This is a genomic window from Pseudomonas sp. WS 5079 (assembly GCF_012985465.1).
GTDB lineage: Bacteria > Pseudomonadota > Gammaproteobacteria > Pseudomonadales > Pseudomonadaceae > Aquipseudomonas.
This window is the reverse complement of the sequence record NZ_JAAQWN010000005.1, coordinates 220,045-237,221: the sequence shown is the minus strand read 5'-3', so window position 1 is coordinate 237,221 and position 17,177 is coordinate 220,045. Positions and strand designations below refer to the sequence as shown.

Sequence of the window (17,177 nt, the reverse complement as noted above, 5' to 3'; positions counted from 1 at the left end):
GGTCGTCTCAATTGATAGCTTGGCTGCGGCGCGAGGCCGGCAGCAGTTTGGCAATGGGTTCGGCACTCGCGGTGTGCTGGCCGAAATTGGCGTTATAGGTGGCGATGATCTCGCCGGCGATGGAAATGGCGATTTCCACCGGCAATTTGCCCTTCACCTCGGTGAGGCCCATGGGGCAGCGCATGCGTTGTAACTGCGCGGCCTCGAAGCCGCGCTCACGCAGGCGGTGTTCAAACTTGACGCGTTTGGTCTGCGAGCCGATCAGGCCGAAGTAGGCAAAGTCATTGCGCTTGAGCAGGGCGGCGGTGAGTTCCAGGTCCAGCGCGTGATTGTGGGTCATGACGATGCAGTAACTGCCCGCCGGCAGGTCGGCAATTTCATCGACCGGCTCTTCGCTGACGATTTTACGCACGCCCTGGGGGATATGCTCCGGGAATTCCTGTTCCCGCGAGTCGATCCAGCGCACCCGGCACGGCAGGCTGGCCAGCAGTGGCACCAGCGCGCGGCCGACATGGCCGGCGCCGAATACGGCAATCTGCGCCTGCACCTGGCCCATGGGCTCAAACAGCAGCACAGTCACGCCACCGCAGCACTGGCCGAGGCTGGCCCCCAGGCTGAAGCGCTCCAGATGGGTGTTGTGCTGACCGCTGGCGAGCATCTCGCGGGCGATCTGCATCGCTTTGTATTCCAGGTGGCCGCCGCCGATGGTGTCGAAGGTCCGGGCGGCACTGATCACCATCTTGGAACCGGCGTTGCGCGGCGTGGAGCCGAGTTCTTCGATGATGGTCACCAGCACGCAGGGTTCACCCTGGTGTTGCAGGTCGGCGAGGGCGCTGATCCAGTTGTTCATGTCTACCTCAACATTTCTGTTGTCAGTTCGGCCGTCTTCGCGGGCAAGCCCACTCCCACAGGGGAATGCAATCCAGATGTGGGAGCGGGCTCGCCCGCGATGGCAGCACCTGGGTCTAGAGCGAAGCCATCTCGGTCTCTGCCTCACCCACCGTCGCCACCTGCAACTGGCGCATCTGCTCACAGCCCCACAACACCCGCTCCGGGGTCGCCGGTGCATCGATCTTGGGTTGATGGCGATAGTCACCCAGGCTCGCCACCGCATCCTTGATCGCGCACCACGAGGCAATCCCGAGCATGAATGGCGGTTCACCCACGGCCTTGGAGTGGAACACCGTGTCTTCCGGGTTCTTGCGGTTTTCTACCAGCTTGACCCGCAAATCCAGGGGCATGTCCGCTACCGCCGGGATCTTGTAGCTGGCCGGGCCATTGGTCATCAATTTGCCCTTGTTGTTCCACACCAGCTCTTCCATGGTCAGCCAGCCCATGCCCTGGATAAAACCGCCTTCCACCTGGCCGATATCGATGGCCGGGTTCAGCGAGGCGCCCACGTCGTGGAGGATGTCGGTGCGCAGCATCTTGTACTCGCCGGTCAGGGTGTCGACGATCACTTCGCAGCAGGCCGCGCCGAAGGCGAAGTAGTAGAACGGCCGACCCCGTGCCTGGCTGCGGTCGTAGAAGATTTTCGGGGTCTTGTAGAAGCCGGTACTGGACAGCGACACCTGGGCGAAATACGCCTGCTGGATCAGCTCCTCAAAGGTCAGGATCTGCTCGCGCACCCGCACATGGCCGTTGTGGAACTCAACATCGGCCTCGCTGACGTCGTATTTGCGCGCGGCAAATTCCACCAGGCGCTGCTTGATGGTCTCGGCGGCATTCTGCGCGGCCTTGCCGTTGAGGTCGGCACCGCTGGAGGCGGCGGTCGGCGAGGTGTTGGGCACTTTGTCGGTGTTGGTCGCGGTGATCTGCACCCGGTCGATTTCCACCTGGAAAATCTCGGCCACCACTTGTGCGACTTTGATGTTCAAGCCCTGGCCCATCTCGGTGCCGCCGTGGTTCAAGTGGATGCTGCCGTCGGTGTAGATATGGATCAAGGCACCGGCCTGGTTGAGGAAGCTGGCGGTAAACGAAATACCGAACTTGACCGGGGTCAGCGCCAGGCCTTTTTTCAGGATCGGGCTGTGGGCGTTGTACAGGCGGATCGCTTCGCGGCGCTCGGCGTATTGGCTGCTGGCCTCAAGCTCGGCGGTCATCTCTTCGAGCATGTTGTGCTCGACAGTCTGGTAGTAGTGGGTGACGTTGCGCTCGGTCTTGCCATAGTAATTGGCCTTGCGCACCGCCAGCGGGTCCAGCGCCAGGTGGCGGGCGATGGCGTCCATCACTTCCTCGATGGCGACCATGCCTTGCGGGCCGCCGAAGCCACGGTAGGCGGTGTTGGAGGCGGTGTTGGTCTTGCAGCGATGGCCGTTGACGGTGGCGTCGCCCAGGTAATACGAGTTGTCGGAGTGGAACATCGCGCGGTCGACAATCGAGTTAGACAGGTCTGGCGAGCAGCCGCAGTTACCCGCCAGGTCCAGATTGATCCCGTGCAGGCGGCCGTTGTCGTCAAAGCCCACGTCGTATTCGATATAGAACGGGTGGCGCTTGCCGGTCATCAGCATGTCTTCGACCCGTGGCAGGCGCATTTTGGTCGGCTGGCCGGTCAGGCGCGCGACCACTGCACACAGGCATGCCGGGCTGGCCGCCTGGGTTTCCTTGCCACCAAAACCACCGCCCATGCGGCGCATATCCACGACGATTTTGTTCATCGACACGTCCAGCACTTCGGCCACCAGTTTCTGCACTTCGGTGGGGTTCTGGGTGGAGCAGTAGACGATCATGCCGCCGTCTTCGGTGGGCATCACCGAGGAAATCTGGGTCTCCAGATAGAAGTGTTCCTGGCCGCCGATATGCAGGGTCCCCTGGATACGGTGTTTCGCGCTCGCCAGGGCGCCCGCCGAATCCCCGCGCTGGTGGGTGTGGCTGTCCAGCACGAAATGTTTGTTGCGAAAGGCCTCGACCACATCCAGCACCGGCTCCAGGTCTTCGTATTCGATCACCGCCGCCATGGCGGCCTTGCGTGCGGTCTCCAGGTCGCGGGCGGCGACGGCCAGCACCACCTGGCCGACGAACTGCACGGTGTCGATGGCCAGCAACGGGTCGCCGGGCATCAGCGGGCCGATGTCTTTGAGGCCCGGTACGTCTTCGTGGGTGATGACGATGCGCACCCCCTCGAAGGCGTAGCAGGGCGCGGTGTCGATACTGAGGATCCGGGCATGGGCGCGGTCGGACATGCGCGCATACAGGTGCAACTGGTTGGGGAATTCCAGGCGGTCATCGATGTACTGCGCTTCGCCCGACACGTGCTTTGCGGCGCTGTCATGCTTGACGCTGCGCCCGACCCCGGACGTCAGGTCCTGGGCAAACAGCGCGGCCATTTCGGCTTGGGTTTTTACCACGGCGTGATGGTTAGACATAAGCGGTCACCCGAGTCTCGATGTGCGGCGTTTGCAGTTCGATGAAGTATTTGCGCAGCAGGTTCTGTGCGCTGAGCAGGCGGTATTCCTTGCTCGCGCGAAAGTCCGACAGCGGGGTGAAATCCTCGGCCAGGGCCGCGCAGGCTTTCTCCACGGTGGCACTGTTCCAGGTGGCGCCGATCAGCACCGTCTCGCAGTGTTGCGCGCGTTTGGGCGTGGCGGCCATGCCGCCGAAGGCGACGCGGGCATCGCTGATCACCCCGTTGTCGATTTTCAGGTTGAACGCCGCGCACACCGCCGAGATGTCATCGTCCAGGCGCTTGGAAACCTTATAGGCACGAAACAGCGCGTGGCCCTTGGGTACGATGATTTTTTCGATGAACTCGCTGTCCTGGCGGGCAGTGACGCGGTAATCGATAAAGTAGTCTTCCAGGGCCAGGGTGCGGCGCACGCTGCCCTTGCACAGCACGATCTGCGCGCCGAGGGCGATCAGCAGCGGCGGCGAATCACCGATGGGCGAGGCGTTGCCGATATTGCCGCCGAGGGTGCCCTGGTTGCGGATTTGCAGGGAGGCGAAGCGGTGCAGCAGGTCGCCGAAGTCCGGGTATTCATGGTGCAGCGCGCTGTAGCAGTCGGAGAGGGCGGTGGCGGCGCCGATTTCCAGGCGGTCGTCAAAGGTCTCGATGCGCTTCATGGCCTCGATGTTGCCCACATAGATCATCACTGGCAGCGTGCGGTGGAACTGGGTCACTTCCAGCGCCAGGTCGGTGCCGCCGGCCAGCAGCCGGGCCTGTGGGTAGGCGTCGTAGAGGTCGGCCAGGTCGGCGACGGTCAGGGGCACCAGGCAGCGTTTGTCGCCGCTGTTCAGTTCGCCGGTTTGCGTCGGGGCGATGGCCTTGAGGCGGGCGATGGTCTGCGCCTGGCGACTATCGAACTGGTCCTGGGGCTTGTTGCAACAGGCCTGTTCGGCGGCGGCCAGGATCGGCCGGTAGCCGGTGCAGCGGCACAGGTTGCCGGCCAGGGCTTCGTGGGCCTTGGCGCTGTCCGGGGCGTCGCTGTTTTTTTGCAGGGCGAACAGTGACATCACAAAGCCCGGCGTGCAGAAACCGCACTGCGAGCCATGGCACTCGACCATCGCCTGTTGCACGCTGTGCAGTTGGCCCTGGTGCTTGAGGTCTTCCACGCTGATCAGTTGCTTGCCGTGCAGGGACGAGACAAACGTCAGGCACGAATTGAGGCTGCGATAGCGAATCTGCTCGGCACCTTGCTCGTCGGTATGCAACTCGCCGACCACCACGGTGCAGGCACCACAGTCGCCGCTGGCGCAGCCTTCCTTGGTTCCGGATTTGCCCAGGTGCTCACGCAGGTAGTTGAGCACAGTCAGGTTCGGGTCCAGGGCGTGCTCGCTACGGAGCTCCTGGTTTAGTAAAAACTGGATCACGGAAGGCCTCGCAGACTCATTATTGTTGTTAACCGCTTTGCGCCGAATCTAGTCATGTCTGACTTTTCGGTCAACGATTTTCTGACCAGAAGGTCAAGAAAAAGCGATTGCAACACCTTTGATTATGGTGCAGATCCCTGTAACCGCCGTTTTCAGGGGCGCCTGGGCTTTATCGTCTGCTTATTTCATGCCAAATTCGGCGTTGCTGGCCCAGTGATTGCGCTACACTGCCGCCCTTGTACCGATAGACGATTTTGAAGGGAAAACATGACGTTCAAGGCGCCGGATAGTCTCGCCGAGCAAATCGCTCACCACCTCGCCGAACGCATCATTCGCGGCGATCTCAAGCCTGGGGAGCGGATCCAGGAACAGAAAGTCACGCTGGCACTCAATGTCAGCCGTGGCTCCGTGCGCGAAGCCTTGCTGATCCTCGAGCGGCGGCACCTGATCGCCATCCTGCCGCGCCGTGGCGCCCACGTCACCGAGCTCACCGCACACAAGGTGCAGAGCCTGTGCACGCTGATGAGCGAGCTGTACATCCTGCTGGGCAACGCGGTTGCCGAAGGCTGGCAGACCCAGGTCGACATGGCGCCGTTCGTGCAGATCCAGCAACGACTGGTGAGCAATTTCGAACGCCAGGACATCCGCGCCTTTGTCGAGGAATGCTTCAATGTCATGCGCGCCGCGTACCCCTTTGCCAACAACCCGTACCTGCAGGAAACCGTCGAGAACCTGCAGCCGGCGATGAATCGCGCCTATTACCTGGCCCTGGATCAACGCAAGGCGTCCATGAGCGAGTACCTGGTGCTGTTCGAGCAACTGCTCGCTGCCGTACTGGCCCGTGACTTGCCGCAGATTCGCCAAGTGTTGTCGGCCTATGGCCAGCGCAGTTGCACCCTGGTTATCGCAGCCCTGGCGGACGCCTAAGCGTGCGGCTCAAGTGCATCAAACTGGCGGGGTTCAAATCCTTCGTCGACCCGACTACGGTGAACTTCCCCAGTAACATGGCGGCAGTGGTCGGGCCCAATGGTTGCGGCAAGTCGAACATTATCGACGCCGTGCGCTGGGTGATGGGCGAGAGCTCGGCAAAAAACCTGCGTGGCGAGTCGATGACCGACGTCATCTTCAATGGCTCCACCAGCCGCAAGCCGGTGAGCCAGGCCAGCATCGAACTGGTGTTCGACAACTCCGACGGCACCCTGGTGGGCGAATACGCGGCCTACGCAGAAATTTCCATCCGCCGCAAAGTGACGCGCGACAGCCAGAACAGTTACTTCCTCAATGGCACCAAGTGCCGGCGCCGCGACATCACCGACATCTTCCTCGGCACCGGCCTGGGCCCGCGCAGCTACTCGATCATCGAGCAGGGCATGATCTCCAAGCTGATCGAAGCCAAGCCCGAGGACTTGCGCAACTTTATCGAGGAAGCGGCCGGCATCTCCAAGTACAAGGAGCGCCGGCGCGAGACCGAGAACCGCATCCGCCGCACCCACGAAAACCTGGCGCGCCTGACCGACCTGCGTGAAGAGCTGGAGCGCCAGTTGGAGCGCCTGCACCGCCAGGCCCAGGCCGCCGAGAAATACCAGGAATACAAAGGCGAAGAGCGCCAGCTCAAGGCACAACTCTCGGCCCTGCGCTGGCAGGCCTTGAATGACCAGGTGGGCCAGCGCGAAGCGATCATCGGCACCCAGGAAATCAGCTTCGAAGCCCTGGTGGCCGAGCAGCGCAATGCCGACGCCAGCATCGAGCGCCTGCGTGACGGTCACCATGATCTGTCCGAGCGCTTCAATCTGGTGCAGGGCCGTTTCTATTCGGTGGGCGGCGATATTGCGCGGGTCGAGCAGAGCATCCAGCACGGCCAGCAGCGCCTGCGCCAGTTGCAGGATGACCTCAAGGAAGCGGAGCGGGCGCGGCTGGAAACCGAATCCCACCTGGGCCACGACCGCACCTTGCTGCTGGCCCTCGGCGAAGAGCTGGACATGCTCACCCCCGAGCAGGAAATCACCAGCGCCGCCGCCGAAGAAGCCGCCGCCGCCCTGGAAGAGTCGGAAACCACCATGCACGGCTGGCAGGAGCAGTGGGACGCGTTCAACCTGCGCTCCGCCGAGCCACGGCGCCAGGCTGAGGTGCAGCAGTCGCGCATCCAGCAACTGGAAACCAGTATGGAACGCCTGGCCGAGCGTCAGCGCCGGGCCCTGGAGGAGCGCGCGTTGCTCGCCTCCGCTCCGGAAGACGCGGCGATCATGGCGCTGAGCGAGCAGTTGGCCGAAAGCGAAATGACCCTGGAAGAGCTGGAGGCCAGCGAAGAACAACAAGTGGAACGCCTGGAGCAATTGCGTCAGGAGCTGCAGCAGGCGACCCAGGCGCAACAGCAGGCCCAGGGCGATTTACAGCGCCTTAACGGGCGCCTGGCCTCCCTTGAAGCCTTGCAGCAGGCCGCATTGGACCCAGGCACCGGCACCGCCGAATGGCTGCGCGACCAGCACCTGGCCGAGCGCCCGCGCCTGGCCGAAGGCTTGAAGGTTGAAGCTGGTTGGGAATTGGCTGTGGAAACCGTGCTCGGTGCGGACCTGCAAGCGGTGCTGGTGGACGATTTTGGCGGCTTTGACCTGGCGGGCTTCACACAAGGTGACTTGCGCCTGCTCAGCCCGGCAGCCGATGGCACCCGCGTGCCCGGCAGCCTGTTGGATAAAGTCGAGGCGCAGATTGATCTGGCGCCGTGGCTGGGCCAGGTCAAACCGGTGGACTCGCTGGAACAGGCCCTGGCGCTGCGTGGCCAATTGATCTCTGGCGAAAGCCTGATCAGCCGCGACGGCTACTGGGTAGGCCGGCACTTTTTGCGGGTGCGCCGCGCCAGTGAAGCCGAAAGTGGCGTATTGGCCCGTGGCCAGGAAATCGTCAACCTGAGTGCCGAGCGTGAAGAGCGCGAAGCCACCCTTGAGTCCCTGGAAACCCAACTGCAAACCCTGCGCGCCACTCAGCGCCAGCAAGAGACCGGCCGCGAACACTTGCGCCGCCTGTTGCAGGACGAAGCGCGCCAGCAGGGCGAATTGAAAGCCCAACTCTCGGCCAGCAAGGCCAAGGCCGAACAGCTGACCCTGCGCCGCACCCGGCTCGACGAAGAAGTGGCCGAAATGGGCGAACAGCGCGCCCTCGAACACGAACAAGTCGGTGAGGCACGCCTGCAATTGCAGGAGGCCCTCGACAGCATGGCCCTCGATACCGAGCAGCGCGAACTGTTGCTGGCCCAGCGTGACAGCCTGCGCGAGCGCCTCGACCGGGTACGCCAGGAAGCGCGCCAGCACAAGGATCACGCCCACCAGTTGGCCGTGCGCCTGGGCTCCTTGCGCGCCCAGCACGATTCCACGCGCCAGGCCCTGGAGCGCCTGGAGATGCAGTCCGAACGCCTGACGGAAAAGCGCGAGCAACTGAGCCTCAACCTGGAGGAGGGCGAGGCGCCGCTGGAAGAGCTGCGCTTGAAGCTCGAAGAGTTGCTCGATAAACGCATGAGCGTCGACGAAGAACTCAAGACCGCACAAATCGCCCTGGAAGATGCCGACCGCGAACTGCGCGACGCAGAAAAGCGCCGGACCCAGGCCGAGCAGCAATCGCAATTGATCCGCGGCCAACTCGAACAGCAGCGCATGGAGTGGCAAGCCCTCACGGTGCGCCGCAAGACTCTGCAAGACCAGTTGCTGGAAGATGGCTACGACCTGCACGGCGTACTCAATACCCTGACCGCCCAGGCCAACGAGAAGGACGCCGAGGAAGAACTTGAGCGCATTGGCGCACGTATTCAACGACTCGGGGCGATCAACCTCGCGGCCATCGACGAATACCAGCAGCAGTCCGAACGCAAACGTTATCTGGATGCCCAGGACGCCGATCTGGTGGAAGCCCTCGACACTTTGGAAAACGTCATTCGCAAGATCGACAAAGAGACCCGAAACCGCTTCAAAGATACCTTTGATCAGATTAATAGCGGTTTACAGGCCTTATTCCCAAAAGTTTTCGGTGGTGGCAGCGCTTACTTGGAACTGACGGGCGAAGATCTACTCGATACAGGGGTAACGATCATGGCGCGGCCTCCGGGCAAGAAGAACAGCACCATCCATTTGTTGTCCGGCGGCGAGAAGGCCCTGACCGCATTGGCCCTGGTGTTTGCCATCTTCAAGTTGAACCCGGCGCCGTTCTGCATGCTCGACGAAGTTGACGCGCCGCTGGATGACGCTAACGTTGGACGGTATGCCCGCCTGGTTAAAGAGATGTCCCAGACGGTGCAGTTCATCTATATCACCCACAACAAGATCGCCATGGAAATGGCTGATCAATTGATGGGGGTGACCATGCATGAACCGGGCTGTTCGCGACTGGTGGCGGTGGATGTGGAAGAGGCGATGGCGATGGTGGAAAGTTAGCGGCAAGTTGCTGGCTTCAAGGGGCAAGAGTGTCGGCTTGAAGCTTATGATTTGTAGCCTGATTCCTGCGTTAGCCGACACATTTTGCGCCAACTGTGTAAAGTTATCTTTGGTCGTGCTAGTTTAATGTCAATTTTTCGTATGCGTGGGCAAAACGTCAGTCAGAACATAGAGTTGGCGCCACGTTTTAAAGCGGTTTGCACGGTGCTAAACCCCTTATTTTTCAGCATTTTTTATAGAGGCAAGGGATTACATGGAAATCGGTCTGCGCGAGTGGCTGATCGTCATCGGCATTATTGTAATAGCCGGTATTCTTTTTGATGGCTGGCGCCGTATGCGCGGCGGCAAGGGCAAGCTGAAATTCCGCCTGGACCGAAACCTGTCCAATCTGCCCGACGACGATGGCGCCGCCGAGCTGCTGGGGCCTCCCCGTGTCCTGGATACCCATAAAGAACCGCAACTGGACGAACACGACCTGCCGTCGATGAGCGCGCCGGTGCGCGAGCCCCGCGAGCCGTCGTCCAAGCGCGGCAAGCGTGGCAGTGCTGTCGTGGCCGAGCCGCATCAGGGCGACCTGAACCTCGACGTCGACGAAGGCCCGAGCTTCAGTAGCCGTGACGGTGATTTTCCGGATGAAACCCCGGCCAAGAGCGCACCGCGTGAGTCCTCCAAGGATCAGCCGGCGGCTGAAGAAGTGCTGGTGATCAGCGTGATCTGCCGCGACGCGGCCGGCTTCAAGGGCCCGGCGCTGTTGCAGAACATCCTGGAAAGCGGCCTGCGTTTTGGCGAGATGGATATTTTCCACCGTCACGAAAGCATGGCGGGCAACGGTGAAGTGCTGTTCTCCATGGCCAACGCGGTCAAGCCGGGCACCTTCGATTTGGACGATATCGACCTGTTCAGCACCCCGGCGGTGAGCTTCTTCCTCGGCCTGCCAGGCCCGCGCCACCCGAAACAGGCGTTCGACGTCATGGTGGCCGCCGCCCGCAAGCTTTCCCAGGAACTTAACGGCGAGCTCAAGGACGACCAGCGCAGCGTACTGACCGCCCAGACCATCGAACACTACCGTCAGCGCATCGTCGAGTTCGAGCGTCGCGCCCTGACACAGAAACGCTGAGGATTGGTCTTCAGCGTTGTCAGTAGAATTAAGCGCACTAACATATTGAGCAGCTTCGGCTGCTCTTTTGCTTTATGAGAGAACACCCATGACCGCCGCCCACACCCGCATCCTCGAACTGCGCGCTGAACTGGATCAGCACAACTACCGTTATCACGTACTCGACGAGCCGAGCATCCCGGACGCCGAGTACGACCGGTTGTTCCATGAGCTCAAGGCCCTGGAGTCCGAGCACCCCGACCTGGTGACCCGTGATTCACCAACGCAACGGGTGGGTAGTGCGGCGTTGTCGGCGTTTACCCAGGTGCGCCATGAGATCCCCATGCTCAGCCTGGGCAACGCGTTTGATGAAACCACCATGCTGGAATTTGATCGTCGGGTCACCGAGGGCCTCGACCTGCCGGTGGGCGATCTGTTTGGCAGTGGTGCGGCGGTGGAATACAGCTGCGAACCCAAGCTCGATGGCCTGGCGGTCAGCCTGCTGTACCAGAATGGCGAGTTGGTACGCGGCGCGACCCGTGGCGACGGCACCACGGGCGAAGACATCAGCGTCAATGTGCGCACCGTGCGCAATATCCCGTTGAAACTGCACGGCACAGGCTGGCCGGCGACCCTGGAAGTGCGTGGTGAAGTGTTCATGTCCAAGGCCGGTTTCGAGCGTTTGAATGCCTCGCAACTGGAAGTCGGCGGCAAGACCTTCGCCAACCCGCGCAACGCCGCCGCCGGCAGCCTGCGCCAACTCGATTCGAAGATCACCGCCAGTCGCCCCCTGGAGTTTTGCTGCTACGGCGTGACCACGGATATCAGCGACACTCATATCGGCAACCTGCAGCAGTTGCAGAAATGGGGCATGCCCATCAGCCACGAGTTGAAGCTGGCCAAGGGGATTGAGGATTGCCTGGCGTACTACCGCGATATCGGTGAGCGGCGTAGTAGCCTGCCCTATGAAATCGACGGGGTGGTGTTCAAGGTCAACAGCATTGCCTACCAGCGTGAACTGGGCTTTCGCGCCCGCGAGCCGCGCTGGGCCATCGCTCATAAGTTTCCGGCGCTGGAAGAGCTCACCGAGCTGCTGGACGTTGAGTTCCAGGTCGGCCGCACCGGCGCCGTGACCCCGGTAGCACGCTTGAAGCCAGTCAAGGTGGCGGGCGTCACTGTGTCCAATGCGACGTTGCACAACATGGACGAAGTGGCGCGCCTGGGCTTGATGATCGGCGACACCGTGATCATCCGCCGTGCCGGTGACGTAATCCCACAGGTCGTGTCGGTGGTTGCCGAGCGCCGCCCGGAAAATGCCCGCGCCGTACAGATCCCGCAAACCTGCCCGGTGTGTGGCTCCCATGTGGAACGCACGCAGTTGGTCAAGCGTAGCAAGGGCAAGGAAACCGTCAGCGAAGGCGCGGTGTATCGCTGTGTCGGGCGGCTGGCCTGTGGTGCGCAGCTCAAGCAGGCGATTATCCATTTTGTCTCGCGACGGGCCATGGATATCGACGGCCTGGGCGACAAGACCATTGAGCAACTGGTCGATGAAAAGCTCATCGGTTCGCCGGCTGACCTGTACAAGCTCAAGTACGAACAGATCATCGACCTGGAAGGCTTCGCTGATGTTTCCAGCAAGAAACTGATCGCTGCCATCGAAAACAGCAAGACCCCAACCCTGGCACGGTTTATCTACGCCCTGGGCATTCCCGATGTCGGCGAGGAAACCGCCAAGGTGCTGGCGCGCTCCCTGGCGTCCCTGGAGCGCGTGCAGCAAGCCTTGCCGGAAGTGTTGACGTACTTGCCGGATGTTGGCCTGGAGGTGGCGCACGAGATCCACAGCTTCTTTGAAGACAGCCATAACCAGCAGGTGATTGGCGCGTTACTGTCGCCGGATGAGTGCGGCCTGCAATTGCAGGACCAGGGCGAACTGAGCGCCGAGTTCGCGGCCAGTACCACCCTGGGCGGCTTTCTCGACAAGCTGCACGTGCCTTCCGTGGGGCCGGGGGCTGCGCAGAAGCTGGCGGACAAGTTCGGCTCCCTGGAGGGCGTTATCCAGGCCGATTGGCTGGATATGCGCCAGGCACTCCCAGAGAAACAGGCCAATGCCGTGCGCGAGTTTTTTGATAATCCGGACAATGCCCGGCGTGCGCAAGCCATCGAGCAGCAGCTCAAGGACTTTGGCATGCACTGGCAGAGCGAGAAGAAAGTCCTCGAGGGCTTGCCCGAAGCGGGCCATACCTGGGTGCTGACCGGCTCGCTGGAGTTGATGAGCCGCGACGTGGCCAAGGAAAAACTCGAAAGCCTGGGCGCCAAGGTCGCCGGTTCGGTGTCGGCGAAAACCTATTGCGTGGTCGCGGGGCCAGGCGCCGGGTCGAAGTTGGCCAAGGCCAGTGAGCTGGGGTTGAAAGTCATGGATGAAGAGGCTTTTGTCGCCTTTCTGACCCGCCACAACATCTCCATCTGATGATGGCGATCGTTCCCACGCAGAGTGTGGGAACGATCTTGCGTGGTAAATGATCTAGTCTTGGGCACGCCCCTGGAGAGATCGCCATGTACCGCTTCTTCGAACAGCTCAGTTCGCGCATCGCCGCACCGTTCATGGCCGGGACTTCGCGCAATAGCAAGGTGTGGCAGTGCCGTTGCGGGCAATCCCTGTTCTTTCGCAACAGCCAATGCCTGGCCTGTTCGGCGCTGCTGGGCTATCTGCCCGAGCAAAGCCGGCTGTCGTCCCTGCAACCTGGGCCGGTCGTCAATACCTGGCTGCAGGACGATAATCTTGACGCGGGCGCCTCGCGCCGCTGCGCCAACCTCGACACGCCTGCTGCCTGCAACTGGCTGATCCCGGCCTACAGCACCGCACCGCTGTGCGTGGCGTGTAGCCTTAATCGCACCATCCCCGACCTGTCGATTGCAGAAAACCCCGAGCGCTGGCGCAAAGTCGAAACCGCCAAGCGCCGGCTGGTGGCGCAACTGATCAGCCTGGGGTTGCAGGTGGTCCCCAAGTCCGTCGATGAAGCCAATGGCCTGGCCTTTGACTTCGTCGGTATCGACCTGCAAGGCAAGGCCCCCACTACCGGGCATGCCAACGGCTTGATCACCTTGGATATCAAGGAAGCCGACGACGAACACCGTGAGAAAATTCGCGTGCAGATGCGTGAACCGTACCGCACCTTGCTCGGTCATTTCCGGCATGAAGTCGGTCACTATTACTGGGATCGCCTGGTCGCCGGCAGCCACTGGCTGGAGCCGTTCCGCCAGGTGTTTGGTGATGAGCGTGCCAGCTATGCCGATGCTCTCGAGCAGCACTACCAGAACGGCCCGCGCCCGGGCTGGCAGCAAACCTGCGTCAGCGCCTACGCCACCATGCACCCTTGGGAAGACTGGGCGGAAACCTGGGCCCACTACCTGCACATGATGGACGCGGTCGATACCGCCCTGGGCTTTGGCATGAGCGCGCGGGAGATGGACCTGGACTACCAGCCGTTTCCCCTCGCCACGCTCTACGATCCGCAACACCCTGGCGGGGCGGCGTTCCTGTCGTTCGTCAACGCCTGGATCGAACTGGCCGGCATGCTCAACGAACTGTCCCGCAGCATGGGGCAACCGGATTTCTATCCCTTCGTGCTGCCACCGGCGGTGATTGCCAAGCTGCATTTCATCCACCTGGTGATCCAGGAGGAGGGCGGCCGGGCGGATGAGGTGTTGAAAGCCCAATGATCCAATGTGGAAGCGGGCTTGCCCGCGATGACGTGACCACCGCCATCGCGGGCAAGCCCGCTCCCACACCACATAGAGGGTGTTCTTCAGGGCTATGGCAAGTGCTTGAGCCCCTTGGCTTTTTAATCCTGCACCAACGGTTGTAACTTCCGATGAGATCGGTACAATGGCGCGGCTTGCCGAGAGGCCAGCGTCGTTATGGTGACCCCATCGGTCCCCCCGCAACGATTACCCGTGAACCTGGTCAGAGCCGGAAGGCAGCAGCCACAGCGGGAACATTGTGTGCCGGGGTGTGGCTGGTGGGGTTGCCTCCATAACGCTCCCTTCGTAACAACTCTCCCTCTGATCAAAAATTATCACTTTGCCGTGCGTTATTGCGCAGCGGTCGAAGCCGTCTGTACGCCGCGTTTTTTTCGCGGCGTTTTCGTGTCTGGCTATCGGCCTTTATTGCGGTTGAAGAACTAGCGCACGCCTGCCAGCAACGCAACCACGTCAATCACCAGAAGCTTCTTCGCCGCCAGCAGGAAGATGCCGGTCTTGCAGGCAGGTTCTAGGTGCCAGCCACCGCCAGCAGGCGCAGGTAGCTCATGGTAGTCCCTTGCATTTTGAAGTAATTGCGCGAAAGGATGCCGAGTCCGCTTGGGCTGCGCGAGCATATTGGCAAAAGGCGTGGCCCAGCGCCTGCCAGGAGAGGCGCTGTCCGGTTGGATCATGTCAGTAGGCAAAGAGCAAAGAACAGGCGGCATCAGCGACCTGCTCTTTTTTATGTCGTACGAGCTCTAAGGCTTGGACAAGGCCTGGTCTACCGCCGCTATCAGCTTTCCCAGATCCTTCGGGGTGGCTTTATGAATGACACCGAACAGATAAGCGCGCTGTTCGTCCTCATCGCCCAGATCGGCAAAAAAGACTTTCAGTCTTCACTCCCAGAGCCTCTGCAAACAAGAAGAGAGCGTCAACGCTGGGTGTATAGGTGCCGGTTTCGAAGCGGCTGATGGTTTTAGGGTCAAAACCGGTTTTCTCACCTAGTTCAGCCTGAGTAAGCCCCGCTACCTTTCGATAACGTCTGATGGCTGGACCCAAACTTGAAATTTGCATCGCTCAATTCCCATTTAGAATCAAGAACTTAACGATAAATATTGGCATTAGACAACGGCACGCACCATCACCTTTTCTTGCAAAATGTGATGTAATTCGTAGAATCGGCGTTTAGGACAAGTATTTGGCGGTGTCGTTTCACAGGGCACCTTTATGAAACGGGAAATCATTGCTTTCTCCTCTCTTTCATAAAGGTAGTTGCAAAACAGTTGCTTGGCCGCAGCGCCAGGCTCGCTCTTGCGCGCCCCCGCAGCCCCCGCCTTTCACACCAGACGCTCGAATTAAAGCCTAGTTGATCTTCGCTAAACCGAAGCTCAGGTGCTGGGCAAAACCTGGTTTGGCCGCCCAATGGCGCCAGCCAGCCGATTGACGGTTTACCCGTCTGGAAATACCCCTCTACCTGCCGGATCTACCCGATCCCGGGCCGGTAGATCGAATGCTGTCCATGGAGCTTTAAAGTGCGCGTCAATTTGCCGGTCACCACAGTTGAACAGACTTTCGGGGAGCAGCAACGGCTCATTTCCGCGACGGACATCAATAGCCACATTACCTACTGCAACGCCGAGTTTGCTGCCATGAGCGGCTTCACCCAAGCCGAGCTGATCGGCAGTACCCACAACCTGGTACGCCACCCGGATATGCCGCCGGCGGTCTTCGAACTGATGTGGCGCTACCTCAAGGCCGGCCAGAGCTGGATGGGCGTGGTCAAGAATCGCTGCAAAAATGGCAACTTTTATTGGGTCAGCGCCTATGTGACCCCCATCCTCGAAGACGGCCGGTTGGTGGGCTATGAGTCGGTGCGGGTCAAGCCGACGCGCGAACAGGTGCGGCGTGCCGAAGCGCTCTACGCGCGCTTGCGTGCCGGGCGTTCGGCGGTTTCGCCGCTGCAACGCCTGGGCCAGTTCGGCAATGCCCTGGCCGTGCCCGCCCTGGCGGCGGTGGCGGCTGGCGGCGCGGTGCAATGGCTGCCCAGCGGCTGGGCTCAGGCAACGACTGCGCTGCTGTTTCTCGGTCTGGGCGCCTGGGCGCACCTGCGTCTGGGGCAGCAGCTCAAGCAGATTGTCGAGCACACTCCCAACACCTTTTCCGACCCGATCAGCGCCATGACCTACAGCGATGCGCTAGGTCCGGCCGCGCAATTGGAGATGATCCTGATCAGCGAAGAGGCGCGCTTGAAAACCGCCCTCACGCGGCTCAGCGACCTGGCCACACAGATGGCCGAGGCGGCTACCGATTCCAGCGTGTTGTCGGGCAATACCGAGTCGGCACTGCTGGAACAGCGCGCCGAAACCGATATGACCGCCGCGGCCATGACCGAAATGGCCGCCTCCATCGCCGAAGTGGCGACACATGTACAGCAGACCGCCAGCGAAGCCCGTACCGCCAACGACCTGGCCGGGCATGGCAGCCAGGTGGTCGGAACCACACGCGACGCGATCCAACTGCTGGCGGCCACCGTTACCCAGATCAACCAGGCGGTGGGCCACCTGGCCGGCCAGACCCAGGAAATCCGCGTGGCGGCGAGCATGATCCAGGCGATTGCCGACCAGACCAACCTGCTGGCCCTGAATGCTGCCATCGAGGCGGCGCGGGCTGGTGAACAGGGCCGTGGTTTTGCGGTGGTGGCCGATGAAGTGCGGGCGCTGGCGGGCAAGACCCGGGAGTCGACCGAGCAGATCCAGGGCATCATCCAGAATCTACGCGCGGGCGCCGATGAAGCAGTGGAAATTGCCAGCACCGGTATCCATGAGGCCGAGCAGGGCGTGCAGCAGGTATTGCAGGCGCAACAGGCATTGCTAGGTATTCGCCAGGCAGTAGAGCGCATTACCGGCATGAGTCAGCAAATGGCTGCTGCCTCGCAGGAACAATCCCACGTCGCAGAGGATGTTTCACAACAGATCAATAACGTCGCGGCCACGGTACAAAAGACAGCGGGCAATGCCAACGCTGCAGTCACCCGGGGCCGGGAACTTGAAAGCATCTCTTCCGGGTTGCGTGCCCTGGTCGAGCGGTTCAACCGCTAGCCACCTAGAGCCTCATTC

The 17,177-nt window shown here is 61.4% G+C and carries 10 protein-coding genes, 1 other RNA gene and 1 pseudogene; 7 read left to right on the top strand and 5 right to left on the bottom strand.

Annotated elements, in window-relative coordinates; all coding sequences use genetic code 11:
• Nucleotides 1-7: 7 nt before the first annotated feature.
• The 3 genes from xdhC to xdhA form a co-directional block, all read right to left on the bottom strand.
• Entirely contained in the window at nt 8-850 is an 843-nt protein-coding gene (gene xdhC / locus HBO05_RS15505) for a xanthine dehydrogenase accessory protein XdhC (protein ID WP_169954226.1), read from the bottom strand.
• Between the two features lie 115 nt (nt 851-965).
• Nucleotides 966-3,365 (bottom strand): xanthine dehydrogenase molybdopterin binding subunit, encoded by a 2,400-nt coding sequence (gene xdhB / locus HBO05_RS15500; protein WP_172313198.1) that lies wholly within the window; start codon nt 3,363-3,365, stop codon nt 966-968.
• A complete protein-coding gene (gene xdhA / locus HBO05_RS15495) occupies nt 3,358-4,806 on the bottom strand; it encodes a xanthine dehydrogenase small subunit (RefSeq protein WP_172313195.1) in 1,449 nt (482 codons plus the stop codon). The genes xdhB and xdhA overlap by 8 nt, the downstream gene beginning before the upstream one ends.
• Nucleotides 4,807-5,073: 267 nt before the next feature.
• Here xdhA and HBO05_RS15490 point away from each other — a divergent pair, with 267 nt between their 5' ends.
• From HBO05_RS15490 to ffs, 6 genes are all read left to right on the top strand, one after another.
• On the top strand, nt 5,074-5,733 hold the full coding sequence (locus tag HBO05_RS15490) for a GntR family transcriptional regulator (RefSeq protein WP_169954223.1): 660 nt from the start codon (nt 5,074-5,076) through the stop codon (nt 5,731-5,733).
• A 2-nt stretch (nt 5,734-5,735) separates the two neighbouring features.
• On the top strand, nt 5,736-9,224 hold the full coding sequence (smc, locus tag HBO05_RS15485; RefSeq protein WP_172313192.1) for a chromosome segregation protein SMC: 3,489 nt from the start codon (nt 5,736-5,738) through the stop codon (nt 9,222-9,224).
• Nucleotides 9,225-9,477: 253 nt separating this feature from the next.
• Nucleotides 9,478-10,341 (top strand): cell division protein ZipA, encoded by an 864-nt coding sequence (zipA, locus tag HBO05_RS15480; RefSeq protein WP_169954221.1) that lies wholly within the window; start codon nt 9,478-9,480, stop codon nt 10,339-10,341.
• An 88-nt stretch (nt 10,342-10,429) separates the two neighbouring features.
• The gene (ligA, locus tag HBO05_RS15475; RefSeq protein ID WP_172313189.1) at nt 10,430-12,787 is read left to right on the top strand and encodes an NAD-dependent DNA ligase LigA; all 2,358 of its coding nucleotides are present in this window, start codon (nt 10,430-10,432) and stop codon (nt 12,785-12,787) included.
• A gap of 86 nt (nt 12,788-12,873) precedes the next feature.
• Entirely contained in the window at nt 12,874-14,040 is a 1,167-nt protein-coding gene (locus HBO05_RS15470) for a putative zinc-binding metallopeptidase (protein ID WP_172313186.1), read from the top strand.
• Nucleotides 14,041-14,248: 208 nt separating this feature from the next.
• Nucleotides 14,249-14,345, top strand: an RNA gene (gene ffs / locus HBO05_RS15465) — signal recognition particle sRNA small type.
• 156 nt (nt 14,346-14,501) lie between these two features.
• On the opposite strand, the gene HBO05_RS15460 is transcribed toward ffs, so the two are convergent.
• Both HBO05_RS15460 and HBO05_RS15455 read right to left on the bottom strand, forming a co-directional pair.
• Nucleotides 14,502-14,786 carry a hypothetical protein gene (locus HBO05_RS15460; protein WP_172312976.1) on the bottom strand — a complete coding sequence of 95 codons (285 nt, stop codon included), beginning with the start codon at nt 14,784-14,786 and terminating at the stop codon, nt 14,502-14,504.
• 33 nt (nt 14,787-14,819) lie between these two features.
• Nucleotides 14,820-15,135 (bottom strand): annotated as a pseudogene (locus HBO05_RS15455) (helix-turn-helix transcriptional regulator).
• A gap of 458 nt (nt 15,136-15,593) precedes the next feature.
• Between HBO05_RS15455 and HBO05_RS15450 the strand changes: the two are divergent.
• A complete protein-coding gene (locus tag HBO05_RS15450; protein ID WP_170043322.1) occupies nt 15,594-17,159 on the top strand; it encodes a PAS domain-containing methyl-accepting chemotaxis protein in 1,566 nt (521 codons plus the stop codon).
• The last annotated feature ends 18 nt before the right edge of the window (nt 17,160-17,177 follow it).